This window comes from Flavobacterium fragile (genome assembly GCF_023634865.1).
GTDB classification, from domain to species: domain Bacteria; phylum Bacteroidota; class Bacteroidia; order Flavobacteriales; family Flavobacteriaceae; genus Flavobacterium; species Flavobacterium fragile.
On record NZ_JAMLJN010000005.1, the window covers coordinates 112,592 to 139,164 of the forward strand.

Consider the following 26,573-nt stretch of genomic DNA (forward strand, 5'->3'; position numbering starts at 1 on the left):
TCTGAGAGATTATAAGAGTAACAAATATAAGTAATATATTGGTATTTCACTTTTGAAATCAGGTATGGTAATAGAAATAATTTCTTTTTGTGTTCAAAAAAAATGTACTTTAGCCATCATCAAATTAAATTTATGAAAAAATTTATCATTCCTTTATTCCTAAGCATTGCATTTTTGAGTGTTTCTTGCTCCTCTGACAGTGAAAATACAGAAGAAAGTAATTTTTCTATTCCAATTAATATAGGGGATTATTGGACCTATGATGTGGATACTGAAGGAACTATTTCAAGAGACTCTTTGTTTATTCAGAGCGAAGTACAAGTAAACAATTTTACTTATAAAAAGTTTGAAACAAGGAATAATACTGCAACAGGTTTCTATTCTTCTGTATTGCGTAATAACAAAGTTAGAAAAAATGGATCTAAATTATTACTTTCTGGTGATGTAGCGCTTTCGGCTCAACAAAATTTACCTGTAAACATTAATTTATCACTTACTGATTTTGTAGTTTTTAATAGCAATGCGCAAAATAATCAAGCATTGAATAGTTCAGCAGTTACAGGAACAATTAACCAAACATACAATAATTATCCGTTAACTATAACGTATTCCTTACAAAGTTATGGAGGAGAAACATTTACTAGCTATACAAGTCCAGATGGATCCAATTATAGCAATGTGAAATCTACAAAAATTAAATTAAATGTTGGAGTAACTACAGTTCAAAACGCGGGTGTTATTTCTATTCCTATTACTGTTTTGGCTCCACAAGATTTTATTATTTCCACTTTGTATCTTGCTGATGGAATTGGAGTTGTACATGTAAATACAGATACGTCATATACTATAAATCCTTTATTACCTATTAATCTTGGAATTCCATCATCTGCAACTCAAAATCAAAAAGAGTACTTAGATACTTACGTGATCAATTAATATTGGCATATAATTTGAAGAAAATTACCTAAATTTGCAAAAACTTATTAAAATGAAAAAATTAATTTTATCTGCTTTTATGCTACTAGGATTAGCATTCAGCACACAGGCACAAGACATTTCTAAAAACGCTTTAGGTTTACGTTTAGGAGATAACGATGGATTTGGTGGTGAAATTTCTTATCAAAGAGGATTAGGCAAAGAAAATCGATTAGAGGTTGATTTGGGATGGAGAAATAGTAATCATGTTGATGCATTTAAGCTAACAGGTCTTTACCAATGGGTATGGAACATAGAAGGTGGATTTAACTGGTATGCCGGTATTGGTGGAGGTTTAGGATCTTGGAGTGTTGATAAAGATTATGGCGATAACAGTGGTTCATTTTTATTTGCTGCTGGTGACATAGGAATTGAATATAATTTTCAAGAAGCTCCAATTCAATTGTCTTTAGATTTTAGACCTGAAATTTATTTTGGAGGTGATTATGCAGACTACAACGATTCATTTGGTCCAGATATTGCTTTAGGTATTCGTTATAGATTTAACTAAAAAATAAAAAAAATGCCTCAATTGAGGCATTTTTTATTCAATAATCGTCTTATTACCTTTCGGAATTAAAGCAATACAATAGGGAGTGGTAATGGCTGTAGTAGCTAATTCTCCTTTTTGAGGTCCAGTCTCTTTCTTTTTAACAATGATGGTTTTGTTATCATTTTGAACCGATTCTATGTTAATGGCATATCCTCCAGACATTTTTTGTCCTTGAAACAAAACTATTACATTATTTTTCTTAAAATCAACTTTAAGAAAATTTGCATATTCAGACTCGTCTAATTTTAATGATTCAATAAATTTTATATACGATTCATTATTTTCTATCAATAGAAAACCAGATTTTTCAGATCCTCCAAATTCCTTTGCATACAAAATTGAAAAATCGGTATCAGGAGTATTTTTCAAACTACTACATGACAGTATTAAGAACAATAAAGGAATAACTTTAATCATGTTTAAAATTTAACGCTTTATAATATATGTTTTCGTACATCGGTACAATGTTGTGTATGTCGAATAATTTAGCAGTTGCTAAAGCATTTACTTTAAACTGAGCTAACTTATCTTCATCTTTTAATAGTAAAATTGCATCTTTACTCATTTTTGTAATATCACCTACATCACTTAAATATCCTGAATATCCATCTTTATTTACTTCCGGTAAGCCTCCTGAATTACTTGAAATAACAGGAACTCCACAAGACATTGCCTCTAAAGCCGCTAATCCAAAACTTTCAGTTTCAGAGGGCAATAAGAATAAATCTGAAAAACATAAAATTTTATCAATTTCATTACTATTTCCGAAGAAAATCACCTTATTTTGAATACCTAATTGTTCGCACAATTGCTCTGCTCCTTCTTTTTCAGGACCTTCTCCTACCATCATTAATTTGGAAGGCACTTCTTTCTGAATTTCATAAAAAATACGAACAATATCTTCGATTCGTTTAACTTTTCTGAAATTGGAAATATGAGTTATGATTTTTTCATATTCATTTGCCATTAACGAACGATGACAAGGAATATTTTCTTTTAATTTATCTTTGTTTAACTCGATGAAATTTGGGATAACGTCAATATCTTTTTTAATATCAAACAATCGATACGTATCATCTTTTAAACTTTGAGAAACACTCGTTACTACATCTGATTTGTTAATACTAAAACTCACTGCAGGCTTATAAAAAGGATGATTTCCTACTAAGGTAATATCGGTTCCGTGAAGTGTGGTTACCATAGGAATATGAATACCTTCATCGGCTAACATTTGTTTAGCCATATAACCTGCATAGGCATGAGGAATCGCGTAGTGAACGTGTAGAACATCAATTTGATGCAATTTCACCATGTCTACCAATTTACTCGAAAGTGCTAATTCATAAGGTTGGTAATGAAATAAAGGATATTCTGGAACGTGAACTTCATGATAATGCACATTTTGATTCAATAATGCTAAACGAACAGGCTGACTGTAGGTGATAAAATGAATTTCATGACCTCTTTTAGCCAATTCCAAACCAAGTTCGGTTGCTACAACACCACTTCCTCCAAATGTAGGATAACAAACTATCGCAATTTTCATCTATTTAAATTTTGAAATAAAATTACCACTTCTAACGTTGGCAATTATAAAACATTTGTTAAAAATTATTTTTTTAAAGACGCTTCGTAGGTAGCTATCCAATCTTGCACTGTGATTTTTTTTACTAATTCACCAATCAATTCAAATGGTATATTTTCTGGTTTTTTGATGCGCAAACAGCTTTTGCCAATATCTAATTTTTGCTTTGAATGTTTTGGATATTCGGTTACAAACCAATCGTATAATTCTGGCTTAGCATAAATTCCCATGTGATAAAAATTGATGCTATTTTTCTGGCTTGCAAATCCCATAAAAGGCAATGCTTGTTTCGGATTACAATGGTAGCCTTGCGGATAAATTGAATGTGGAACTACATAGCCTGCCATACCATAGCCCATACCTTCTTGAAAACCTTCTGGAAGATTCTCTAAAATTATATTTCTTAATTTATGTAACGCTTCTCTTCTATCTTCTGGAGCTTCGTTGATGTATTGATCTACTGTTGTTGCTTCTGACGTCATGGTTAGAAATAGTTTTCGATTAAATTAAATTACTCAACAATTGCTTCATAAATTACTTTCTGAATATTTTCTCTGATATTCTCTTTTGATAATTTGTTGGTTGCATTTGAATCAGGATACGTTCTATTGGACAGAAAAACATAAACAATTTCTTTTTCTGGATCGGCCCAAGTCATGGTTCCAGTAAAACCGGTATGTCCAAAACTCGTCATAGAAACACAACCACAGGTAGGACCTTCATTTCCTAATTGCGGCTTATCGAAACCAACACCTCTTCTATTACCATCCTTACAGAAATAACACGTATTGAAAATATTAAATGTATTTTCAGAAATGTATGTTCTTCCACCATAAGTTCCTTTTTGAAGATACATTTGCATCACTTTAGCTACATCCAAAGCATTAGCAAATAGACCAGCATGACCCGATATTCCGCCTTGCATAGCCGCCGCCATATCATGAACATAACCTTGCACCAATTGATGTCTAAAATAGGTGTCATTTTCCGTTGGAATTACTCTATTTGAATTTACTTTTCGTAACGGATTATACATGATAGAATTCGCTCCAAGTGGATTGTAAAAATTATCCTGAGCCAATACTTCGAGCGATTTTTTATTGTGATATTCTAAATATTCTTTGAAAAGAATGAAAGAAAAATCACTGTATTTGTATTGTTTTTTTGGTAATAATTCACTTTCTAAAATAGTGTTTATAATAGTGTCTTTATAATCTTTTCTTAAATACAATTTATCCGCTACATGAATTGGAAAATCCTCTGAAAATTCACTTCTATAATAATGAGTGCTAGGTCTTTTTAAGCTATCAAGAGTAGCCTTGTAAAATGGAATCCATGGTTGAAAACGCGCCTGATGTGTTAACATATCCAAAACTGTTGCATTTGCTTTGTTAGAACTTTTTGCTATTGGCAACATGGTTTTCAACTTGGTTTCTAATGACAAATGGCCTTGATCAAACTCTCTCATTACACTGGGTAAAGTAGCTATAATTTTGGTTAATGAGGCAATATCATACAAATCCGTGTTACTCACTTTTTGAGTGGATTCATATGTGTGATTCCCAAAGGATTTTTGATAAATTACTTTTCCTTTCCTAGCGACTACCACCTGAAGTCCTGGTGTCATTTTTTTTGAAATTGCGTAATTGGCAATAGAATCAATTTTGGTCAAAACTTTAGAATTCATACCAACATTTTCTGGTATAGAAAAACCTAATCTTTTGATGTCTAATGTTTCAATCCCTTCATTAACTTTGAATTCGTCATCAATAGTAACAGGTAATTTTCCTTTTGCTCCCATAGCGCCAAAAATGATTTGAGGAGCAATAGTTTGAGCAATATCGTTATTTTGGTAGGCCAAAACTATGGTTTCAATATCCTCAAAATTTTTCAAATTTGTCAGAGAATAAGGTTTTGTAAAACAAGTTAAAATCACATCATTTTGTTTAGCAATTTGATTAATCCAAAGCATTTCTTTGAAATTCAAATTGTGATTTCTCCAAGCTCCATCTTGCTTGTGATATCCAATAATGACTTTTGTATAATCTTGTAATTGTACTAAAACAGAATCTAAATTTTGATTGGTAATTTCACTAATTGAAGCAAAGTTTCTCAGATTAGCTAAAAAAGTATCCGATTTATCATTTCCTAACTTAATGTAAGCTATTCTCTCTTTCTCGATATCTCGAATAGGCACTATATTTTCATGATTTTTAACAACCGTTACTGCATTTTCATACAATTTGTAATTCAAAGCATCAAATTCTATTGAATTTAAATCTTTATAAAGATTATCTAAAACTATTGGTTGGTAATTGTTTAAATTCGATTTGTATTTGAAATTTAAAATCTTTTTAACCGAATACATCAATCGTTCTTCGGTAATAATTCCAGCATCATAAGCTTCTTTGAATTTCTGTATCGCAACAGGAACATTTTCGGCAAATAACAATATGTCATTTCCAGCTAAAAAAGCTTCTAAATCAATATCTCCTGGCTTTTTAAAATTACTTGCTCCTTTCATATTTAAGGCATCGGTAAAAATTAAACCTTCAAATTGCAATTCTTTTTTTAAGATATCAGTAACTACAGGATAAGAAATGGAAGTTGGATAATTATCTCTAGGTTCAATGCTAGGTACATTTAAATGCGCCACCATTATACTCGCCAATCCATTTTTAATCAATTCTCTATATGGAAAAAGTTCTATGTCATTTAATCTGTTTTTGTCAAAATTCACAACGGGTAACGTATGATGTGAATCGGTTGAAGTATCGCCATGACCTGGGAAATGTTTAGCAGTTGCATAGACGCCTTCATCTTGCAAACCTTTCATTAAAGCAATCGCTCTCGCAGTAACATTTTCTTTAGTTTCTCCAAACGAACGATTGCCAATAATTGGATTTTTTGGATTGGTATTGATATCGACTACTGGCGCAAAATTGAAGTGAATTCCCATTCGTTTTGATTGCTTTGCCATTTGATTTCCGGCTTTTTCAATCAATTTCATATCTTGAACTGCACCTAATGTCATGTTCCAAGGATAACGATAGGTAGAATCCAATCGCATGCTTAATCCCCACTCAGCATCAATTCCAATGAACAATGGCACTTTAGCTTTTGCTTGATATCGATTGGTTAATTTAGCCTGACGAACAGGTCCGCCTTGAAAGAAAATCAAACCTCCAATTTTATATTCTTCCACTAATTTATCGATGGATTTATTGTGTGCTTCATCTTTATTAGAATACGCTGCTACCATGAATAATTGTCCCACTTTTTCTTCGAACGAAAATTGGTTGTAAATACTGTCGACCCAAACTTGTTGCGAAACGACTTTTTTTGCAGTTAAAACAGGTTTAGATTTATTTTGGGAAAATGATATATGTATGAAAACTACCGAAAACAGTAGGGTAAGCACTCTTTGCATAAATTATTGTTTGATTTTTTAACTTAGAACTAAATCCATGCCAAAATACTACATCTTTACTTTAAAATAAAGTGTTTTAGATTTATTTTATGAAGAAAGTTGTTAACGAAAGATTCAGTTCCTTTTCTGAAAGATTTGAAAGATTAATCCATCAAATCGATATGGCGGTCATGATAGCCTAATAAATAAAGAATTCCATCTAATCCTATACTTGAAATGGAGCTTTGAGCGTTGTCTTTTACTTTTGGTTTTGCATGAAAAGCAATTCCTAAACCAGCCAGATTCAACATGGGTAAATCATTAGCGCCATCACCAACAGCAATGGTTTGGTTAATGTGAATTCCTTCTTTAAGTGCGATTTCTTTTAAATAATCTGCTTTTTTATTTCCGTCGACGATTTCACCGATATATCCACCAGTCAAAACTCCATCTTTGATTTCAAATTCATTGGCATAAACGTAGTCAATTCCGAGTTCTTTTTGCAAGTATTTTCCAAAATAAGTAAATCCACCAGAAAGAATGGCGGTTTTAAATCCGTATGATTTCAAAGTATCAATTAATCGTCTTGCTCCTTTTGTGATGGGTAAATTTAGGGCAACTTCTTCCAGAACATCTTCACTTAAACCTTTTAAAAGTAACATTCTTTGCTTAAAACTTTCTTGAAAATCAATTTCACCTTGCATTGCAGATTCTGTAATGGCTTTTACTTGTTCGCCAACGCCTGCCAGTTCTGCTAATTCGTCAATAACCTCGGTTTGGATTAAAGTGGAATCCATATCAAAGCAAACTAATCGCCGGTTTCTTCTAAAAATATTGTCTTCCTGAAAGGCGATATCTAGATTTAATTCAGATGCAATTGCCATGAATTTTTCGGTAAATTCAGACTTATTTTTTATTTCACCACGAATGGATAACTGAATAGAAGACCTTGGATAATCATCTTTCTTTGTTAAGGAAATTCTACCAGTTAATCTTTTGATAGCATCGATATTTAAGTTCTTTTCAGAAATAACTTGCGTTACACGAGAAATTTGTTCGGCAGTTAATTTATCCCCTAAAAGGGTTACGATATAACGATCTTTTCCTTGAAGACTGACCCATTTTTCATACTCCTCAAGAGTAATGGGTTTAAATTTTGCTTTTATTCCTAATTCATAGGATTTAAATAAAATATCTTTTAAAACGGCAGCCGATTTTTTGCCCGATTTAATTTGAAATAAAATACCTAATGAAAGTGTATCGTGAATATTAGCCTGACCAATATCAAGTACATTGGCATCATATGCTGCCAAAACAGCTGTTAATGCAGAAGTCAGACCTGGTTTATCTTGTCCTGAAATGCTTAATAAAAATATATCGCTATCCATGATAGAGTCAGAAAATGAATCTAAAAAAATCGATTGTGCCAACTTTCACTAGCAGGAACTTCCCAGAAATCTTGCCACTCTCCTAAAGTATTTAAAAGATTGTTGAAGACAATTGTGTTTTCTGAAACAGCCTTTTCTTTAGCCATTTTTTTAAATTCGATAAGCGGTTTAAAAGCAACGTGATCACCAACTTTAAAAGTAACGTTCATTTTGTCTAGCAAATCCACCTTATATTTTTGTTCTAAATTTTGGATAAATTGTACCGAAGCATCAATCGAACAACCTGTAGCTGCTTGTACTTCCTGATTTACAGCAATAATAATAAAACGATTATAGCGAGTTACAAAAGAAGCTTCAAGATGCTGCCCATGGGCAGTCCAATTCTCTAAAAAAGAAGTCAAATCTTTCTCAATTTCTTGAATTTCTTCATCAGAAAATTTTCTATTGGACTGATAAATCCAAATCTTAGATTCTTCTGGTAAGGTATCAAATGGTACAAACATGTTTTATTATAAATTTTGTGCGTTTGCTATTATTTCTGCAATATCTAATACTTTAACTTCGTTTTCTTTGTGTGCAAATTTTACCCCATCCGTCATCATTGTATTGCAATACGGACAACCCGTAGCAATGATATTTGGAGTAGTTTCAAGTGCATCTTGTGTTCTTAAAACATTTATTTCCATGTTTCCTTTTTCAGGCTCTTTAAACATTTGGGCTCCACCCGCTCCACAACATAATGCAGAACTTTTACTTCTTTTCATCTCAACAATTTCGGCATTGATTTGAGATAATATTTCTCTTGGAGCTTGGTATTCATTATTCGCTCTTCCTAAATAGCAAGGATCATGAAATGTAATACGACTACCTTTGTAGGTATCCTTATTAAAATTAATACGCCCTTCTTTTAAGAGTTGCTGAATAAATTGAGTATGATGTAAAACCTCGTAATTTCCACCCAAACCAGGGTATTCATTTTTTAAACAATTAAAAGAATGAGGATCACAGGTAACTATTTTCTCTACTCCATAAGCATTAAGTAACTCAATATTCATTAATGCTTGCATTTGAAAAAGAAATTCATTACCCGCTCTTTTTGCTACGTCTCCCGTACAACTTTCTTCCGTTCCTAAAACTGCGAAATTTACATTTGCTTTATTTAAAATTTTAACGAAAGCTCTTGTAATTTTTTTTGCTCTGTCATCGAAACTACCAGCAGAACCTACCCAAAATAAAATTTCAGGTTGTTTTCCTTCGGCCATCATTTGGGCCATTGTTGGTACAATTAAATTATCTGACATATTATATACTATTTATGATAGTTAATGTAAAATTATTCGTTTATCCAATTTAAACGATCCATTTGATTGTATTGCCATGGAGCGCCATTGTTTTCAATATTACTCATCATATTATTTAATTCCATTGGAGCTGCACTTTGCTCCATCACTAAATAACGACGCATTTCAATGATAATTGATAATGGACTAATATTTATAGGACATTCTTCTACACAAGCATTACAAGTGGTACAAGCCCATAATTCTTCTGGTGTGATATAATCGTTTAACAATGATTTTCCATCATCAACAAAAACGCCTTTATTCAAATCGATGTTTCTTCCTACTTCTTCTAAACGATCACGAGTGTCCATCATAATCTTACGAGGAGATAATTTTTTGCCTGTTAAATTAGCCGGACAAGATGAAGTACAACGACCACATTCTGTGCAGCTGTATGCATTTAACAATTGAACCCAATTTAAATCTTGAACATCTGAAGCTCCAAATTTAGCTGGAACTGCATCAGGATTTGCTGGTGCTGCAAATGGATCAGCATTTGGATCCATCATTAATTTCACTTCATTTGTTACACTTTCTAGATTATTAAATTTTCCTTTTGCGTTTAAATCTGCATAAAAAGTATTTGGAAACGCTAATAAAATGTGTAAGTGTTTAGAGAAATATAAATAGTTTAAGAAAACTAAAATTCCGGCAATGTGTAACCACCAAGCTGCTCTTTCAATTAGTACTACAGTTCCTTCACTTATACCATTGTAAATAGGAGCTATAAATTGTGAGATTGGAAAACTTCCCGCTTGACTATAATGTCCAATACCTAGAGTTTGTAAATGCAAATCAGCCGAATTCATAGTGAAGAATAAAGACATGATAACAATTTCAAAATATAGAATATAATTAGCGTCATTTCTAGGTTTACCATTTAAATCTGTGCTAGTAAAACGTCCAATTTTAACAACATTTCTTCTGATCCAAAAAATACTTACTGTTACTAAAACTAAGAAAGCTAAAATTTCAAACGAACCAATTAACACGTCATATAATCCTCCCATGAAAGATAAAACTCGATGTGTTCCAAAAAGTCCGTCAATAATAATTTCAATAATCTCGATATTGATGATTACGAAACCAACATAAACCACAATGTGAAGAAATCCTGCAATAGGACGTTTTACCATTTTAGATTGCCCTAAAGCAACCATCATCATGTTCTTCCAACGTTCTGAAGAATTGTCTGATCTGTCAACATCTTGACCTAACTTTATGTTACGAATCAGTTTTTTTACGTTCATTGTAAAATAACCAATACCTGCTCCTAAAAGCAATGCGAATAAAATGTTATCTAAAAAATTCATCGTGTAAAATTTACTTTTTAATAGTATCGTTAACTGGTGCTACGTAAGGCTTATTTTTTTTACCAAAAAGAGAAACGTTTACATATCTCGTAGGATTTAACCTCAAATCTTGTAATAATAATTCTAACTCTTTAGATGTTTTAGAAAAATTAGTATACATCGCATCATCCTTCATTAATTTACCAACAGTTCCATTTCCTCTCTCGATATCTGACATAATTTTGTCTACACTAGCCAATGTCTTTTCAAGATTTTTTACGGTTTGCCCTAAATTAGCTCTCGACAAAGAATCTGAAATTTTTGAAAAATTAGCAGAAGTTTTGTCAATATTAGCCATAGTAGAATTAATTTTCGATTTGTTATTGGCAATCATCTCATTAATATTTTTAGATGCCACACTAAATTCAGTTAATGTTTTATTAAGCTCCGCAATACTACTTTTTAAGTTTTGTTTTGTTGAAGCATCTAAAATATCATTAATATTAGAAACCATAGCATCTGCATTGTCTAGTAGTTTCTGAACTTTATATTGAAGCGGTTCTAATTGTTGGGCTAAAGCATCTGTTATCCCTAATTTGCTACTAGCTTTTAGATAGTCGCCTGATTTGATGTAATTTTTATCTTGAAAATTAGGTTTAATTGCAATTTGTCTTCCTCCCACTAATCCAGAATCATATATTTCTGCAATACTGGATTTTGAAATTGGAAAATCAGTAGTGATTTGGATTTCAACCAATAATTTACCATCCGGTTGAATATTAATTGAATTCACTTTTCCAATTGCTAATCCATTTAAAGTAACTGGCGCTGAATCTACAAGGCCTGCAACGTTGTCATACACTACATAAACTCTTGTACTGCTATCTAAAATGTCTCTTCCTTTTAAAAAATTGAATCCCCAAATAAATAATAAAATCGATACAATTACAAGGACAGCGGTTTTGATTTCTCTTGTTAGTTTCAAAGCGTTATATTTTTACAACAAAATTAAACTTTTATTTTATTTTATGGCATCGGTAATGCTTATTTTTATTCCGTCTTTATAAGCAACTATGAAAGCTGAAGAATAGCCTTTTTGCTTGGCTATTGTTAATTTTTGTTTGGCCAAGTCAAAGCTTTTTTCAGAAGCATAATAATACTTATATAAATTTCCGGATTTTTCAAAAGAAATTGGTTCTAATCCTTTAAAATTTGATGGTATTACCTCAATTTCTTTTGTACTAGCAGAAATTTGAACTTTAAACACTATTCCTTTTTCCGTTTTATCTGTTTCAGTTTTAGTGATAATTTCTTTTTTAGGATTTTCTTTCACTACAATTTCCTCTCTTACCACAACTCTTTGTTCTTCTTTTTCGTCATTATCAGAAGGATTGTGAAATTCATTTTTGTAATCAATTATAGCTCCTGCAATTGATGCTGCTAGCTTATCTTGACCTTCCTCTGAATTTAAAAACTCACCTTCTTCTCTGTTCGAAATAAATCCCATTTCCACTAAAACCCTTGGCATAGTAATTTGACGAAGTACTAAAAACCCTGCTTGTTTAACTCCTCTATTTTTAAAATCAGTAGTTTTCGAGAAAAAGTCCTGTACTCTTCCTGCCAACTCAATGCTTTGGTCCAAATGCTCTTCTTGAAGAATTGAAATTCCGATTACCGATTCAGGAGATTTTGGATCATAACCATCATATTTTACTTTATAGTCGGTTTCTAACGTTACTACTTCGTTTTCCGTTTTAGCCACTTCTAAATTGGAAGCATTTCGAGTGATCCCCATTACAAATGTTTCACTACCAGAAGCTTCTAAATTCTTATTAGCATTGCAATGCACAGAGACAAAAATATCAGCTTTTGATTTATTAGCAATTTTAGCTCTTTGTTGTAATTCTACAAAAACATCGGTTTTACGAGTGTAAATAACCTCAATTTGTGGATCTTTTTCTAAAATTGCTCCCACTTTTAAAACCGCTTTAAGCGCTATATTTTTTTCGATATTTCCATGATAAACAGCACCATAGTCTTTACCACCATGTCCCGCGTCCAAAACTACTTTGAATTTGTGATTTTGACTGTAGCCAAAAAATACACTTAAAAAAAATATTGGAAAAATGATTTTCTTAAACATGATTCTAACTCTTAATTAGTAAATGTAACAATATAAGCTGATTTATACCCTTTTTTCTTTGCTTCTTCTAATTTTTTCTTACACTCATTGTAATCAGTTTCTTCACCATAATAATATTTGTACAACTTCTTATCTTGTTCGAAAGTAATGCCTCTTAAACCTTTGAAATTTGAAGGTTTTATTTCCAACTTTTTAGTACCTGCTGAAATTTGTACCTTATAATATGTTTGAGCCGATTTTGAAATTTCTTTTGGTACGTTTAGGGTTGTCGTAACTTCTGGAATTGAATTGTCTGATTGCGTTATATCCTTACCATCAAAAACATCATTTTTGTAAGCTAAAATTGCCTTAGAAATAGAAACTGACATTTCATCTTTTCCCTTTTCTGAATCTAAATATTTTGCTTCTTCTGGGTGCGACACAAAACCTAATTCAATAAGAACCCCGGGCATTACAGTGGCATCCAACACCCACAAAGGTTGTTGATGTACTCCTTTATCTTTTCTTTTTAATTCATTTTTAAATTGATTTTGAATCATAGTAGCAAATTCAATACTTTGAAGTAAAGATTCTTCTTGAACAATTTTTAAACCTATTAAAGTTTCGGGATTGTTTGGATCGAAACCTTTATACTTGTTCTTGTAATCTTTCTCCTGAAAAATTACGGCATTTTCAGTTTTAGCGATTTCTAAATTAGTTCCAGTTCTAGACATTCCCATTACCAAAGTCATAGCACCTATAGGATTTCCAGCCTTAACCGAATTACAATGAACAGAAACAAATAAATTAGCTTTAGCCTTGTTAGCGATTTGAGCACGCTCTCTTAGCTCTACAAAAACATCTGTTTTTCGAGTATATACAACCTCAATTTCCTTATGACGTTCGAGAATTTTTCCTAATTTTAAAACTACATCTAACACTACATCTTTCTCTTGCACTCCATTTTTAACAGCTCCTGGATCTTTACCTCCATGACCAGCATCCAAAACTACTTTAAATTTAGAGTTATTCTGACTAAAACCTGTTGTTACACAAAAAATAAAGATAAATATGAACAAATAATTAGCATTTTTTTTAAATGGCATAAAACAATTGATGGTATTATGAGTTATAATTTTATTAAAAGATTATTTTTGCAAAAAAATATATGTAAGTTTGACACTCCAAAAAGTGAGCCAAATTTTTACAAAAATACTATTAAAAGCATTGCATAACAAGATAATTCATATCGTTTTTTCAGTAATTTTTCTAACATTGGGATCGCATTTGGCTTTTTCACAAGAAAATCCAGCATTAAATACAATCAATTTATCTAAAACCGACTTAGAAAAAGTTAGAGATACTTCAAAAACAAATACTTCAAAAACAAATACTTCAAAAGCTGATACTCTAAAGAAGAAAAAACCTTTTCTTGACGGAGTTGTCAATATGAAAGCTAAAGAATATGAAAAGCTTGACCAAAAGAAAAAAACGGTAACTCTTCATGATGAAGCAGAAATTTACTATACCGATTTTGAGTTAAAAGCAGGGCGTATAGTTTTGGATTATGATAAAGACTTAGTATATGCTGGTCGTTTAAAAGATTCTTCAGGAAAATACATTCAAAGGCCTGTTTTTAAACAAGGAAGTAATGTTGTCGAACCTGATTCCATAATCTTTCATACGAAATCCAAAAGAGCTAAAGTTTGGAATTCAAGAACACAACAAAGTGATTTGTTTATTAAAGCCGAGATTTCCAAAAAAGAAAATGATTCGGTTTATTTTATGAGAAATGCCCGCATGACCACTTCAAAAAATGAAGAGGATCCTGAATATTATTTTTTAGTCAAAAAAGTAAAGTTTGTTCCGAAGAAGAAGGTTATCATCAACTCAACTCAAATGTATATTGCTGATGTGCCTACTCCTATTTGGTTACCTTATGGTTATTTTCCTATAACAGAAAATAGCGCATCTGGATTTATCATGCCAACACCCGGACAAAACAATCAGAAAGGATATTTTCTTCAAAACGGTGGATATTATTTTGCGTTAAGCGAAAATTATGATTTAGCAGTTTTAGGAGATTACTTTACCAATGGAAGTTACGGATTACGAGCCGAGAGTAGCTATGCCAAACGCTATAAGTTTAACGGAAGATTCAATTTAAGATTTGAAAACAATATTCAAAGTGAAAAAGGGTTCCCTGATTACACAAAATCAAGACAATACAATATCCAATGGTCTCATAGCCAAGATGCAAAAGCTGCAGCAAATTCAAGGTTTTCTGCTTCGGTAAATCTTGGTAGTAGTCAATATTACAGACAATCTGTGAATTTAAATAACATTGGATCAAGTATTAATAATAATTTAAGTTCTTCTGTTTCATTCTCAAAAACGTTTCAAACAGTTCCTCAAGTAAACATGTCGCTATCTGCCACACATTCTCAAAATACCAATACCCAGCAGATAGATATGACACTTCCTACTTTTCAAGCAAGTGTTGATCGAATATTCCCTTTCGCTTCCAAAGATGGGGTAAAAAAAGGATTGATTAAAAATATTAATTTTCAATATAACATAAGAGGTGAAAACAGAATCAGAACTACCGATTCGTTATTCTTTAAACCTCAAATGTTTAGAGATGCTCGTTCTGGATTTCAACACTCTATTCCTATAAGCACCAACTTTAAAATTTTTAAGCATTTCAGCATTAGTGCTAATGCTAGTTATAATGAAGTTTGGACAATGAATACGATAAGAAAGTTTTTCAGTCCAACAGCTAACAAAGTATTGACTGTTGAAGAAAAAGGTTTTGAATCATTTAGAACTTACAATTTTAACGTAGGAATTGGTACAACAATTTACGGGACATTCAATTTTGGTGAAGACAAGAAAATTCAAGCTATTCGACACGTAATTCGTCCAAATATATCTTATGGCTACACCCCAAGTTTTGACCAATACTTTGAAAGATATGCATTGGATGCTTCTGGAATTAACTTTTCTGAGTATACTAAGTTTGATAATGGTTTGTTTGGTGCTCCATCAAATAGTATTTCAAATGCAATGAATATTTCGATGAGTAATACTTTTGAAGCAAAAGTAAAAGACAAAGAAAGTAAAAAGGGGGAGTCTAAAAAAGTAATGTTGTTGAATAATTTAAACTTTGCAACACGTTACGATTTTACCGCTGATTCTTTAAAACTTAAGGAAATTACTATGAGCGGTGGAACTCAATTATTCAAACAAAAAATGAATATCAACTTTGCAGCTGTATTTGACCCTTATGCTATTGATAATGCTGGAAGAAGAATTGAGAAATTTAACATCGACAATGGTGGAAGTTTATTGCGAATGCCAAGAGCTAACGTTACGGTTAATTACAGTTTTTCAAACACAGGTTCTGATAAAGGTAAAACCTCTGAACAAAATGTTCAAAATGGAGGTCGTGAAGATGATTTATTTGGAGTAGGTACTGATTTAAGTAACAATAGAAATAGTCTTTTTGATAAAGATAAAAAGAAAAAAGAAGGTGAAGAAAATACGAATTCACAATGGTACAACACAAAATTACCTTGGGATTTAAGAATTGCATACTCCATGAATTATAACAACTCTAACAGACAGAATGAAATTGCCTCACATTCCTTAATGGCATCGGGAAATATTGAAATGGCACCAAGATGGAAATTAGGTTTCTCTTCTGGATATGATTTTGTTCAAAAAGGAGTTACTTTTACTCAGTTACGTTTTGAACGCGATTTAGAAAGTTGGAGAATGAGTTTTAACTGGGTTCCTTTTGGAACCAATACGTATTGGGGCTTTTTCGTAGGAATTACTTCTTCTATTTTGAGTGATATTAAATACGATAAACGTCAACTACCAGATCGTACTTTCAGACAATAATAGTAACCGTTACATTATGAAAAAAATAATTCACACCAAAAATGCACCTGCTCCTATAGGGCCTTACAATCAAGCAATTTTAGTTGGTAATACTTTATACACATCCGGACAAATTGCTTTAAACCCAGAAACTATGGAATTAGTTTTAGATGATATTGAAACTGAAACCAAACAAGTAATGGAAAATCTAAAAGCACTTTTGGCTGAAGCAGATATGACATTTGAAAATGTGATAAAAACAACCATTTTTATCATGAACATGGCAGATTTTTCTCGTATTAATGCGGTTTATGGAAGTTACTTTCACGAGGCAACAGCACCTGCTAGAGAAACGGTACAAGTTGCTTGCTTACCAAAAAATGTAAATATTGAAATTTCTATAATTGCTGTTAAATAACTTTTAATTCAATGTAACACAAAAAAAGAGTGATAAAGTACGACTTCATTACTCTTTTTGTATTATTATGAATTAGTGACAATCTGCCTCAGGCTGCACAAATAAACTCATATTACTTGGTGAAACGTAAGGAATATCTAAACCTAATCCTCTAATTATAAACAACATCCCAATAATAACAGCTACAAAAGGAATCGCTTTTTGAATAGTTCCTCTAAAAGAAAAGGAGATCAGATTAGAAATATAAACAACTGCAGCAAGCATCGGAATGGTACCAATTCCAAACAATATCATATAGAAAACACTCAAGGATAAACTTTGCATCGCTATGGCTCCAAAAAGTGCTACATAGACCATTCCGCAAGGTAAAAAACCATTCAATAATCCAATTGTAAATAATGATTTGTAGCTTTTATTTTTAAATTGTTGCCCTAAACTAGATTTTACTTTTGTAATGATTCGATAAATTGGTTTTGAAAAATTATATTTTGCAAATACCTTTTCAGGAACTAAAGCTACCATAATCATTAAAATTCCAACAATTATAGATAGTTGTTGTTGCATTCCTGCTAAATAAAAACTTCTTCCTAAAAGTCCGAAAATTAAACCTAAGATTGCATAGGATGTTAACTTACCGATGTGATAAGTTATTATTTGCGTTACTTTTTTAGCTTCATTAGTTCTATCCACCGGTAACATGATAGCAATCGGACCGCACATTCCTATACAGTGAAAACTACTTATTAAACCAAATATGAAAGCGGAATACAACATGAGAGCAATTTATTCGATTTTGAATGAATCTTTATTTAAGAATTTCACACCATCGTACTCCCAATCGATAGAAATGTCCCAAAGACCGCTAGCCAAATTACTTTTAGGTATGAGCAAATGTGGACTAGATAATGAAAGCGGAATTTCAAAATCTAATTTTTGGCTAGACGGTCTATATAGGGACACTTTTCCATTTATTTTTGAATAATCGAAATCTGATGGAAATTCAATTCTAACTCCTTCAGAAGTTTTTTCGATTTTTACTTTATTTAGTAAAGCATTTGCATTTTCTTGTCTTTCTATTTCACTCTGAACCGTAGATTCTTTTTTATAATAATCCTCTACAACCAATTCATGATCATATTTATCATTTGATTGTACCTTAAATACATAAGATAAAATAAAAGTCATAAATAGTGCAAAAGCAATTACAATTCCGGTTCCCCAATTAAATTTCATAGTAGCAATTTTTTTTTTAATTAAAGTTTCTTGGACCTTGGAAATTAGTTGATGTTTCTTCAATTAATTTATCACCATTATACAATTCCAATTCTAAGTGAACTTTTTCGTCTTTTAAATCACGTTCCAAAATGTCGATGTATAATGTACCGCTAGTTAAACCTTGTTTTGGAACTTTTATAACAGGATTTCCAACCAATTTAATTTCACCTTTATAATTTACCAGTTTAACTGTTACATTATCAAACTCTTGGTCAGTTTTATTGACAATCTTAAAGGTATAAAAATTTCTGATTTTTTCACCGTTATGTTGGAATAACTGTCCAGACATTGGTAAGAAATTAGCCTCAACATCATTACGTAAAAACAACATTCCGACTAAGACCCCAATTAATAAGGTTAAAACTGTAATATACCCTTTCATTCGAAGTGTTAGCTTGAATTTTTCTTTGTTTACAATTTCATCCTCGCTTGCATAACGAATTAAACCTTTAGGCAACCCAACTTTTTCCATAATGGTATCACACTCGTCAATACAAGCGGTACAATTAATACATTCTAATTGAGTTCCATTACGGATGTCTATACCCGTAGGACAAACTACTACACATTGATTACAATCGATACAATCTCCGTGACCTAATGCAGCTCTGTCCTCTCCATTTCTCCATTTCTTTCTTCCGTTTGCGCCCTCACCTCTTACATGATCATAAGCAACATTAATAGATTTATTATCTAAAAGTACCCCCTGCATTCTTCCATAAGGACAAGCGATGATACATACCTGTTCTCTAAACCAAGCGAATACAAAGTAAAAAACACCAGTAAAAATTAATAAAGCAATAAGTGTACTTAAATTGTTTTTTGGACCTTCGGTTACCATTTTGATAAGTTCATCACTGCTAATCAAATACGCTAAAAAAACATTCGCAATGAAAAATGAAAAAATAAAAAAGATAGTCCATTTAGAAACTCTTTTTCTTATTTTTTCAGCATTCCACTCTTGTTTTGCTAAACGAATTTGAGCTCCTCTGTCTCCATCAATCCAATATTCGATTCGTCTGAAAACCATTTCCATAAAAATAGTTTGTGGACAAAACCAACCACAAAAAATACGTCCAAAGGCAACAGTAAATAGTGTTAAACCTACTACTCCTACAATCATTGAAATTACAAACAAATGAAAATCTTGTGGCCAAAATGCAAATCCGAAAATACTAAAACGGCGTTCCAATACATTAAACATCAGAAATTGATTTCCATGTATTTTAATAAAAGGAGAAGCTATTAAAAAAAGTAATAGAAAATAACTTAATAATTTTCTTTTGTCATAAAAGAGTCCAGAAGGTTTCTTAGGATAAATAAAATTTCTCTTCCCTTCTGCATTGATGGTAGAAATGGTATCTCTAAAACTTTCGTCTGGTAAATTTGACATGATCTAATTTATTTAAAGTTTAAAAAAGGTTTTGAGATGAACTCAAAACCTTTTTTATTAATTATTTTTTAGGAGCTTCAACTTTTGAAGAATCAACTACAGCTGCAGTAGCTGGAACTGCCTCTGCAGTTTCAACCCAAATTTCACCTTCAGCCGCTTTAGCATCTGGTGGATTTGAGCCTTCTAAAGTTAAAATATAACTTGCAACACTTTGAATATCTTTTGAAGATAAGTTAGATTTCCAAGCTACCATCGAAGGGTTGTTTTTACTACCTTCAGATATAATTTTGAAAATATTTTTTATACCTCCACCATTAATCCAATGTTTATCAGTTAAGTTAGGTCCAACTAAACCTCCACCATCTACTTTATGACATGCAGCACAAGCATTTGTGAAAATTTCTTTTCCTTTTGCTAAACTTGCATCATCTGTTACAGCAACAACAGTTTCGTAACTCACTTCATCAGCTGGATCTTTTGGTAATTTAGATTTCTCTAATTCAGCTAAAGCTACTTCTTTGTTAAATTCTTCTGTTTGAGTATAATCACCCACAATATGGAATCTTACCAAATATACAGCAGCAAAAATAATGGTACCATAGAACAAATACACCCACCAAGGTGGCAAAACGTTATCTAATTCTTTAATACCGTCATAATCATGATCTAACATGATGTCTTGCTCACTTTCTATTTCTTTAGAACGAGTTAATTTACTCACTAAATTTTGATACCATTCGCTTTCTGTAAAAGAAACAGATTGCGCCTCTGCCAATTGTTTCTTTTGTTCGTCTGTTAATAAATGATAGGTAACTTTATCTACCGCATCTACTACAATTTCTATTGCAATTAAAAGGAACAAAAACACTCCTAAAAATAAAGCAACCATTGGAAACTTAATAAAGGCTGGCTTGTCTCCTGAATCAATAAAGTATTCCAAAGCTGCAAACACTATCGCAAACAGTAGTGGAACTCTTACGTATGATGGAATTAATTTTTTCATATATCGAAAATTTTGATTTTACGAGAACCTTAACAACCATGAAACTACCCCAAAAAATCATGGTTGTCTTAGTATCTCTTAATTTATTAATTTTAATTAATCGTCATTTAAAGGTATTTCGCTAATTTCTTTAATCTTTTCTTTACTGTAAGTAAAAGCCCAAACAGTGAACAATACAAAAGCTGTAAAGAAAATAGTTAAAGAAACAATTGGATAAATATCTACTCCAGCAATAGTTTCTAAATTATGTTTTATAAACTTTAGCATAATATTTATTTTTTAACTTGAGTATCAGTACCTAATCGTTGTAAATATGAAATAAGCGCTACAATCTCTCTATCTTTCAAAGGAGAAGCTGTTTCATTTCCAAATGACTTCTTAATTTCAGGATTTGCTAACAAATTAGTTTCAATTTTAGTAGCTTGCTCCTCCATATTTTTAAGAGCATTATTAATTTCTGCATCAGTATAAGGTACTCCTAATGTTACCATTACTCGCATTTTGTCTTGAATAGATGACTTGTCTAATTCATTTTTAATTAACCATTGATATCTTGGCATAATCGATTTTTCATTTAATCCTTGAGGATCATACATGTGATTAAAATGCCACACATCATCTCTACCTCCATTAAATGGTTTTCCTTTTACACCTTCACGAGCTAAATCAGGACCAGTACGTTTAGAACCCCATAAGAAAGGATGATCGTAAACAAATTCTCCAGCTTTAGAATAGTCTCCATAACGCTCTACTTCTGAACGGAACGGACGAACCATTTGTGAGTGACATCCCACACAACCTTCACGAATATAAATATCTCTTCCTTCTAACTCAAGCGGTGTATAAGGTTTTACGGAAGAAATTACAGGAATATTAGATTTTACTAAAATCGTTGGTAAAATTTGAATTAAACCTCCAATTAAAATTGCAATTGTAGTCAAAATCATAAATTGAACTGGTTTTCTTTCTAACCAAGTGTGTAATTTTTCACCTTTTAATCGGTTTGGAGAAATAGCTGCTAAAGCTGGTGCTTCTGCTAATTCATTTTCAACAGGCGAACCTTGTTTTACAGTTTTAATTACGTTGTAGACTAACACAATTACACCCACTAAATATAACGTTCCACCTACTGCACGCATCCAATACATTGGCATTAACTCAGTCACAGTTTCTAAGAAATTACCATATTGTAAAGAACCTCCGTCTGGTTTAAATTGTTTCCACATAGAGGCTTGCGTAAATCCAGCAACATACATTGGAAGTGCATATAAAATAATACCTAAAGTACCTATCCAAAAATGGAAATTAGCCAACTTTTCAGAGTATAATTTTGTTTTCGTCATTCTAGGAATTAACCAATAAATCATACCGAATGATAAGAAACCATTCCAAGCTAAAGCCCCAACGTGTACGTGAGCAATAATCCAGTCTGTAAAGTGCGCGATAGCGTTAACGTTTTTCAATGATAACATTGGACCCTCAAAAGTAGCCATACCATAACCCGTAATTGCTACCACAAAGAATTTCAATACTGCATCGGTACGAACTTTATCCCAAACACCTCTTAAGGTTAACAATCCATTAATCATACCTCCCCAAGATGGAGCAATCAACATTACAGAGAATACAACTCCTAAGTTTTGTGCCCAATCTGGTAAAGCAGTGTATAATAAGTGATGTGGTCCTGCCCAAATGTATATAAAGATTAACGACCAAAAGTGAATAATAGACAATCTGTAAGAATATACAGGACGATTTGCCACTTTAGGAACAAAATAGTACATCATACCTAAGAAAGGTGTTGTTAAGAAGAATGCTACTGCATTGTGTCCGTACCACCATTGTACTAAAGCATCTTGAACACCAGCATAAACCGAATACGATTTCATTGCAGAAACTGGTAATTCTAAACTGTTAAAGATGTGAAGTACTGCAACAGTTACAAAGGTTGCAATATAGAACCAAATAGCTACATAAATATGTCGCTCTCTTCTTTTGATTATGGTTCCAATCATATTGATACCAAATACTACCCAAATAAGAGCAATAGCAATATCAATAGGCCACTCTAATTCTGCATACTCTTTAGAAGTTGAATACCCTAATGGTAAAGAAATTGCTGCGGCAACAATAATTAATTGCCAACCCCAAAAGTGAACTTTACTCAAAAGATCACTCATCATTCTAGTCTTTAATAAACGTTGCATAGAATAATAAACTCCTGCAAACATTGCATTACCAACGAAGGCAAAAATTACCGCATTGGTGTGTAAAGGTCTTAAGCGTCCAAAACTTAAAAACGAAATACCGCTGGTTAAGTTTGGAAACAAAAATAGGAAAGCTAATATAAGCCCTACTAACATTCCTACTACACCAAAGACTATACTGGCATAGAGGAAATTCCTTACAATTTTGTTGTCGTAATAAAATTGTTGCTTCTCCATAATTAGATTGATTTTTGTTTTTCTGTTTGTATTAATTTGTTAGGTTTTTCTTTTTTTACCACTTCATCATCAAATAACATTCGGACTGATGGAGTATAATCATCATCATATTGACCACTCTTAACAGCTCTTATAAAAGCTATTAAAAAGGCAACGGCAACAACTATGCTTATTGAGATTAATAAATAAATGACACTCATACCTTAAATTGTGTTAACAAAGTTAATTCCACTTGTTTTTATAAAACATGACTTTTATCATGTATTAAAATTTTCTTAAAATTAATAAAATTATTTTTCTTTTGCATATAAATTTGTAAGAATTGTTACAAAACTTACAATAGTAATGGTACTAAGTGGCATTATAATAGCCGCCACAATAGGATCTAGATTTCCTGTTACCGCATAACTTAACCCTACTACATTATACAATAATGAAAGTCCAAAACTCATATAAATGGTTTTCATAGCATTTTTAGAGTAACGCATAAAAAAAGCAATTTTATCAAACTGGGATGCATCTAAAATCCCATCACACGCGGGGGAAAATACATTTACATTTTCAGAAATAGATAATCCTAAATTACTTTGCGCTAATGCTCCCGCATCATTTAAACCATCCCCTACCATCATTACATTTTTGCCTTCTTTTTGTAATTGAGCAATGTATTGTAATTTTTGTTCTGGTTTTTGGTTAAAAACCAAAGTAATTTTAGAAGGTAACATTTTTTCTAAAATCTTACGTTCTCCATCATTATCACCCGACAAGACTACTAAATTGTAATGTTTTGCTAAGGCATCAAACAATTGCTCTAACCCTTTTCTGTATTGATTATTGAAAACGTAACTTCCTTTATAAATACCATTAATTTCGACATGCACTTTGGTTTTCTTATGCGTGTTTTCGGTCATGGTTTTTAGGAATTGTGAAGAACCAAGTTTTATTGTATTTCCTTCAATTTCTGCAAAAATCCCTTTTCCAATGACTTCTTCAAAACGGGTAGTTTCTAACTTTTCTTGATTCGGAATGAAATCATATAATCTTCTACTTAACGGATGATTCGAACCACGTAAAACGTTTTTCAATAATATTAGTTCGGATGCATTTAATTCCGTTCCTTCGTAAGTAATAGCCGTTTTTTTATTGGTTGTAATTGTTCCTGTTTTATCGAAAACAATGGTATCTACTTTAGCCATTTGTTCCACTACTAAAGCATTTTTTAAGTATAATTTTCGATTACCTAAAATTCTTAAAACATTTCCCAAAGTAAAAGGAGCTGTTAAGGCTAAAGCACACGGACAGGCCACAATTAAAATAGCTGTAAATACATTAAAAGCCGTTTGAATGTCAATAAAAAGCCAGTAGATAAAGCAAACTACAGCTAATATCAGCAAAGCTGGCGTAAAATAACGACTGATTCTATCGGTAATATTTTTATGTTGTTGTTCTACTCTTTTTTGAAACACATCGTTACTCCATAATTGGGTTAAATAACTTTGAGAAACCGAAAATAAAACTTCCATTTCAATAACTTTCCCCATTTGTTTTCCACCTGCAAATATTTTATCACCTGATTTTTTTTCAATAGGAACCGCTTCTCCTGTTACGAAACTGTAATCGATTGACGCTTTTTCGGAAATCAAAATCCCATCTACTGGAATTAACTCTTGATTACGAATTAAAAGTCGATCTCCTTTTTGAATATCATATACTTGAACCGATTCTTCATCTCCATTTGGTAAAACCTTCGTAATAGCAATTGGAAAATAGGATTTATAATCGCGTTCAAACGAAAGGAAATCGTATGTTTTTTGTTGAAACAGTTTTCCTAACAACATGAAGAAAATCAATCCTGCCATACTATCGAAGAAACCTTGTCCGTAATCGAAAACGATATCCACAGTACTTCGTACAAACATCACCACAATTCCTAAAGCAATCGGAATATCAATATTCAACAAACCTGATTTTATGCTTTTCCAAGCGGAAACGTAATATCCAGAAGCCGAATAGATAAACGTAGGAAGCGATAATCCGAAAATCAACCAACGGAAAAATCCACGGTATTGATCAATCCAATATTCTTCCACTTCAAAATATTCGGGAAACGAAAGCAGCATGATATTCCCAAAACAGAAAAACGCTACTCCTATTTTATAAATTAGGGTGCGATCGACTTTTTTCTTTCCCTCATCAAAATTTTCTAAAGAAATATAAGGTTCGTAACCAATCGAACTTAATAAATAAACAATCTCTTTTAAAGAAGTTTGTTCGGGATTAAAAGTAATTCGGACTTTCTTTTCGCCAAAATTAACTTGTGAAGCGTTTATTCCTGGTTGAAGTCTTTGTAAATTTTCCAAAATCCAAATACACGAACTACAGTGTATATGAGGAATGTAGAGTGAAACAATGTGTGTTGTACGCTCTTGGAATTCCAATAATTTAGTAACAATTTCTTCATTGTCTAAAAAGTCATATTTGCCCTGAATGTCTTGTGGAGTGGCGCCGGGTGCTGCCTGAAAATCATAATAGCACGTTAAATCGTTTTGACTAAAAATTTCGTAAACGGTTTTACAACCATTACAACAGAACTTCTTTTCATCAAATACAATTTCGTCTTTTTTAATAATTTCATTACCACAATGGAAACAATTTTCTGCGTCCATAAATTTGCTCATTTTACCTACGACAAATGTCTTATATAAAAGTAACTCAAAATATGATAATTGTCATACATTTTTGTAAATTTGTTGACACAATAAAAATTTTTCATACTCTATGAGTAAATGTGAACAATGTATCGTGAGGCAGTTTAGTTCGTTAAAAGCTTTAGGAAAAGATGAACTTTTAAGAATGGCGGAATGCAAAACTTCCTACACTATAAAAAAAGGAGAACCTATTTTTGAAGAAGGCGAGGTAACTAATGGGATTTATTGTATTAAAGACGGTGTTTGTAAGCTATCGAAATTAAGTGATAATGGTAAAGACCAAATTGTAAAATTGGTAAAACCAGGAGAATTATTAGGCCAACGTTCTATGATTAGTGACGAACCCGCTAACTTGAGTGCAGTCGCTCTAGAAGATATGGAAGTTTGTTTTATTCCTCGTACTGAAGTAATGCAATTTTTTACTCAAAACAATCAATTTTCAATGAATGTAATGAGAACCATATGTGATGATTTAAAAGGTGCCGATGATCATATGGTAAATATGGCTCAGAAAAACGTTCGCCAACGATTAGCAGAAACTTTAATTTATTTAGAAGAAACTTTTGGTAAAAATGAAGACGATACCTTACGAATTCAATTATCAAGAGAGGAATTAGCAGGAATGATTGGAACTGCTACTGAAAGTTGTATTCGATTACTATCTGAATTAAACAAATCTGGCTACATTGAGTTGATTGGAAAGAAAATCAAACTTTTAGACAAGAATAAATTAAAACGATTATCATAAAATCCGCTCTTTAGCGGATTTTTAATAACACC

General features: G+C 32.0%; 24 protein-coding genes. 5 read left to right on the top strand and 19 right to left on the bottom strand.

What is annotated here, in order from left to right; genetic code table 11:
- Nucleotides 1-132 precede the first annotated feature (132 nt).
- Both NAT47_RS07620 and NAT47_RS07625 read left to right on the top strand, forming a co-directional pair.
- Nucleotides 133-936: a hypothetical protein gene (locus NAT47_RS07620; RefSeq protein ID WP_250581802.1), complete on the top strand. Its 804-nt coding sequence runs from the start codon at nucleotides 133-135 to the stop codon at nucleotides 934-936.
- A gap of 52 nt (nucleotides 937-988) precedes the next feature.
- Nucleotides 989-1,486, top strand: a complete 498-nt coding sequence (locus NAT47_RS07625) for a hypothetical protein (protein ID WP_250581803.1) — start codon at nucleotides 989-991, stop codon at nucleotides 1,484-1,486.
- Between the two features lie 33 nt (nucleotides 1,487-1,519).
- On the opposite strand, the gene NAT47_RS07630 is transcribed toward NAT47_RS07625, so the two are convergent.
- From NAT47_RS07630 to NAT47_RS07680, 11 genes are all read right to left on the bottom strand, one after another.
- A complete protein-coding gene (locus NAT47_RS07630; RefSeq protein ID WP_250581804.1) occupies nucleotides 1,520-1,945 on the bottom strand; it encodes a protease complex subunit PrcB family protein in 426 nt (141 codons plus the stop codon).
- Nucleotides 1,938-3,074, bottom strand: a complete 1,137-nt coding sequence (gene bshA / locus NAT47_RS07635) for an N-acetyl-alpha-D-glucosaminyl L-malate synthase BshA (protein WP_250581805.1) — start codon at nucleotides 3,072-3,074, stop codon at nucleotides 1,938-1,940. Before bshA ends, NAT47_RS07630 begins: the two co-directional genes overlap by 8 nt.
- Nucleotides 3,075-3,139: 65 nt before the next feature.
- The gene (locus NAT47_RS07640) at nucleotides 3,140-3,595 is read right to left on the bottom strand and encodes a DUF1801 domain-containing protein (RefSeq protein WP_250581806.1); all 456 of its coding nucleotides are present in this window, start codon (nucleotides 3,593-3,595) and stop codon (nucleotides 3,140-3,142) included.
- Between the two features lie 29 nt (nucleotides 3,596-3,624).
- On the bottom strand, nucleotides 3,625-6,543 hold the full coding sequence (locus tag NAT47_RS07645; protein ID WP_250581807.1) for a glycoside hydrolase family 3 N-terminal domain-containing protein: 2,919 nt from the start codon (nucleotides 6,541-6,543) through the stop codon (nucleotides 3,625-3,627).
- A 143-nt stretch (nucleotides 6,544-6,686) separates the two neighbouring features.
- Nucleotides 6,687-7,910 (bottom strand): phosphoserine phosphatase SerB, encoded by a 1,224-nt coding sequence (gene serB, locus NAT47_RS07650; RefSeq protein WP_250581808.1) that lies wholly within the window; start codon nucleotides 7,908-7,910, stop codon nucleotides 6,687-6,689.
- Between the two features lie 20 nt (nucleotides 7,911-7,930).
- Entirely contained in the window at nucleotides 7,931-8,413 is a 483-nt protein-coding gene (locus NAT47_RS07655) for an ABC transporter ATPase (RefSeq protein ID WP_250581809.1), read from the bottom strand.
- A 6-nt stretch (nucleotides 8,414-8,419) separates the two neighbouring features.
- Nucleotides 8,420-9,211, bottom strand: a complete 792-nt coding sequence (locus tag NAT47_RS07660; protein ID WP_250581810.1) for a (Fe-S)-binding protein — start codon at nucleotides 9,209-9,211, stop codon at nucleotides 8,420-8,422.
- Between the two features lie 32 nt (nucleotides 9,212-9,243).
- Nucleotides 9,244-10,566, bottom strand: coding sequence for a (Fe-S)-binding protein (locus NAT47_RS07665; RefSeq protein ID WP_250581811.1), 1,323 nt, complete (start codon nucleotides 10,564-10,566; stop codon nucleotides 9,244-9,246).
- 10 nt (nucleotides 10,567-10,576) lie between these two features.
- A complete protein-coding gene (locus NAT47_RS07670) occupies nucleotides 10,577-11,530 on the bottom strand; it encodes an MlaD family protein (RefSeq protein WP_250581812.1) in 954 nt (317 codons plus the stop codon).
- A 36-nt stretch (nucleotides 11,531-11,566) separates the two neighbouring features.
- The gene (locus tag NAT47_RS07675) at nucleotides 11,567-12,688 is read right to left on the bottom strand and encodes an N-acetylmuramoyl-L-alanine amidase family protein (protein ID WP_250581813.1); all 1,122 of its coding nucleotides are present in this window, start codon (nucleotides 12,686-12,688) and stop codon (nucleotides 11,567-11,569) included.
- 11 nt (nucleotides 12,689-12,699) lie between these two features.
- Nucleotides 12,700-13,773 carry an N-acetylmuramoyl-L-alanine amidase family protein gene (locus NAT47_RS07680; RefSeq protein ID WP_250581814.1) on the bottom strand — a complete coding sequence of 358 codons (1,074 nt, stop codon included), beginning with the start codon at nucleotides 13,771-13,773 and terminating at the stop codon, nucleotides 12,700-12,702.
- A gap of 70 nt (nucleotides 13,774-13,843) precedes the next feature.
- Here NAT47_RS07680 and NAT47_RS07685 point away from each other — a divergent pair, with 70 nt between their 5' ends.
- Both NAT47_RS07685 and NAT47_RS07690 read left to right on the top strand, forming a co-directional pair.
- Nucleotides 13,844-16,573 (top strand): putative LPS assembly protein LptD, encoded by a 2,730-nt coding sequence (locus NAT47_RS07685; RefSeq protein ID WP_250581815.1) that lies wholly within the window; start codon nucleotides 13,844-13,846, stop codon nucleotides 16,571-16,573.
- A 16-nt stretch (nucleotides 16,574-16,589) separates the two neighbouring features.
- A complete protein-coding gene (locus tag NAT47_RS07690) occupies nucleotides 16,590-16,970 on the top strand; it encodes a RidA family protein (protein WP_250581816.1) in 381 nt (126 codons plus the stop codon).
- Between the two features lie 72 nt (nucleotides 16,971-17,042).
- Here NAT47_RS07690 and NAT47_RS07695 read toward each other — a convergent pair whose 3' ends face one another.
- From NAT47_RS07695 to NAT47_RS07730, 8 genes are all read right to left on the bottom strand, one after another.
- Nucleotides 17,043-17,744 carry a sulfite exporter TauE/SafE family protein gene (locus tag NAT47_RS07695; RefSeq protein ID WP_250581817.1) on the bottom strand — a complete coding sequence of 234 codons (702 nt, stop codon included), beginning with the start codon at nucleotides 17,742-17,744 and terminating at the stop codon, nucleotides 17,043-17,045.
- 9 nt (nucleotides 17,745-17,753) lie between these two features.
- A complete protein-coding gene (locus NAT47_RS07700; RefSeq protein WP_250581818.1) occupies nucleotides 17,754-18,203 on the bottom strand; it encodes a FixH family protein in 450 nt (149 codons plus the stop codon).
- A gap of 16 nt (nucleotides 18,204-18,219) precedes the next feature.
- Complete coding sequence (gene ccoG / locus NAT47_RS07705) at nucleotides 18,220-19,638, bottom strand: cytochrome c oxidase accessory protein CcoG (RefSeq protein WP_250581819.1); 1,419 nt, start codon at nucleotides 19,636-19,638, stop codon at nucleotides 18,220-18,222.
- 61 nt (nucleotides 19,639-19,699) lie between these two features.
- The gene (locus tag NAT47_RS07710; protein WP_250581820.1) at nucleotides 19,700-20,641 is read right to left on the bottom strand and encodes a cbb3-type cytochrome c oxidase N-terminal domain-containing protein; all 942 of its coding nucleotides are present in this window, start codon (nucleotides 20,639-20,641) and stop codon (nucleotides 19,700-19,702) included.
- Nucleotides 20,642-20,737: 96 nt separating this feature from the next.
- Entirely contained in the window at nucleotides 20,738-20,908 is a 171-nt protein-coding gene (locus NAT47_RS07715; protein ID WP_250581821.1) for a CcoQ/FixQ family Cbb3-type cytochrome c oxidase assembly chaperone, read from the bottom strand.
- 5 nt (nucleotides 20,909-20,913) lie between these two features.
- A complete protein-coding gene (ccoN, locus tag NAT47_RS07720; RefSeq protein ID WP_250581822.1) occupies nucleotides 20,914-23,085 on the bottom strand; it encodes a cytochrome-c oxidase, cbb3-type subunit I in 2,172 nt (723 codons plus the stop codon).
- Between the two features lie 2 nt (nucleotides 23,086-23,087).
- Nucleotides 23,088-23,285, bottom strand: a complete 198-nt coding sequence (gene ccoS / locus NAT47_RS07725) for a cbb3-type cytochrome oxidase assembly protein CcoS (protein WP_250581823.1) — start codon at nucleotides 23,283-23,285, stop codon at nucleotides 23,088-23,090.
- 90 nt (nucleotides 23,286-23,375) lie between these two features.
- Entirely contained in the window at nucleotides 23,376-25,751 is a 2,376-nt protein-coding gene (locus NAT47_RS07730; RefSeq protein ID WP_250581824.1) for a heavy metal translocating P-type ATPase, read from the bottom strand.
- Nucleotides 25,752-25,863: 112 nt separating this feature from the next.
- On the opposite strand from NAT47_RS07730, the gene NAT47_RS07735 reads away from it, so the two are divergent.
- On the top strand, nucleotides 25,864-26,541 hold the full coding sequence (locus tag NAT47_RS07735; RefSeq protein ID WP_250581825.1) for a Crp/Fnr family transcriptional regulator: 678 nt from the start codon (nucleotides 25,864-25,866) through the stop codon (nucleotides 26,539-26,541).
- Nucleotides 26,542-26,573 lie beyond the last annotated feature (32 nt).

Coding starts and splice junctions, on each gene's coding strand:
- ccoG (WP_250581819.1), bottom strand. CDS start 19,638: ATGTCAAATTTACCAGACGAAAGTTTTAGAGATACCATTTCTACCATC.
- NAT47_RS07665 (WP_250581811.1), bottom strand. CDS start 10,566: ATGAATTTTTTAGATAACATTTTATTCGCATTGCTTTTAGGAGCAGGT.
- NAT47_RS07630 (WP_250581804.1), bottom strand. CDS start 1,945: ATGATTAAAGTTATTCCTTTATTGTTCTTAATACTGTCATGTAGTAGT.
- NAT47_RS07730 (WP_250581824.1), bottom strand. CDS start 25,751: ATGGACGCAGAAAATTGTTTCCATTGTGGTAATGAAATTATTAAAAAA.
- NAT47_RS07735 (WP_250581825.1), top strand. CDS start 25,864: ATGAGTAAATGTGAACAATGTATCGTGAGGCAGTTTAGTTCGTTAAAA.
- NAT47_RS07645 (WP_250581807.1), bottom strand. CDS start 6,543: ATGCAAAGAGTGCTTACCCTACTGTTTTCGGTAGTTTTCATACATATA.
- ccoS (WP_250581823.1), bottom strand. CDS start 23,285: ATGAGTGTCATTTATTTATTAATCTCAATAAGCATAGTTGTTGCCGTT.
- NAT47_RS07620 (WP_250581802.1), top strand. CDS start 133: ATGAAAAAATTTATCATTCCTTTATTCCTAAGCATTGCATTTTTGAGT.
- NAT47_RS07675 (WP_250581813.1), bottom strand. CDS start 12,688: ATGTTTAAGAAAATCATTTTTCCAATATTTTTTTTAAGTGTATTTTTT.
- ccoN (WP_250581822.1), bottom strand. CDS start 23,085: ATGGAGAAGCAACAATTTTATTACGACAACAAAATTGTAAGGAATTTC.
- NAT47_RS07690 (WP_250581816.1), top strand. CDS start 16,590: ATGAAAAAAATAATTCACACCAAAAATGCACCTGCTCCTATAGGGCCT.
- NAT47_RS07655 (WP_250581809.1), bottom strand. CDS start 8,413: ATGTTTGTACCATTTGATACCTTACCAGAAGAATCTAAGATTTGGATT.
- serB (WP_250581808.1), bottom strand. CDS start 7,910: ATGGATAGCGATATATTTTTATTAAGCATTTCAGGACAAGATAAACCA.
- NAT47_RS07700 (WP_250581818.1), bottom strand. CDS start 18,203: ATGAAATTTAATTGGGGAACCGGAATTGTAATTGCTTTTGCACTATTT.
- NAT47_RS07625 (WP_250581803.1), top strand. CDS start 989: ATGAAAAAATTAATTTTATCTGCTTTTATGCTACTAGGATTAGCATTC.
- NAT47_RS07710 (WP_250581820.1), bottom strand. CDS start 20,641: ATGAAAAAATTAATTCCATCATACGTAAGAGTTCCACTACTGTTTGCG.
- NAT47_RS07680 (WP_250581814.1), bottom strand. CDS start 13,773: ATGCCATTTAAAAAAAATGCTAATTATTTGTTCATATTTATCTTTATT.
- NAT47_RS07640 (WP_250581806.1), bottom strand. CDS start 3,595: ATGACGTCAGAAGCAACAACAGTAGATCAATACATCAACGAAGCTCCA.
- NAT47_RS07660 (WP_250581810.1), bottom strand. CDS start 9,211: ATGTCAGATAATTTAATTGTACCAACAATGGCCCAAATGATGGCCGAA.
- NAT47_RS07695 (WP_250581817.1), bottom strand. CDS start 17,744: ATGTTGTATTCCGCTTTCATATTTGGTTTAATAAGTAGTTTTCACTGT.
- NAT47_RS07715 (WP_250581821.1), bottom strand. CDS start 20,908: ATGCTAAAGTTTATAAAACATAATTTAGAAACTATTGCTGGAGTAGAT.
- bshA (WP_250581805.1), bottom strand. CDS start 3,074: ATGAAAATTGCGATAGTTTGTTATCCTACATTTGGAGGAAGTGGTGTT.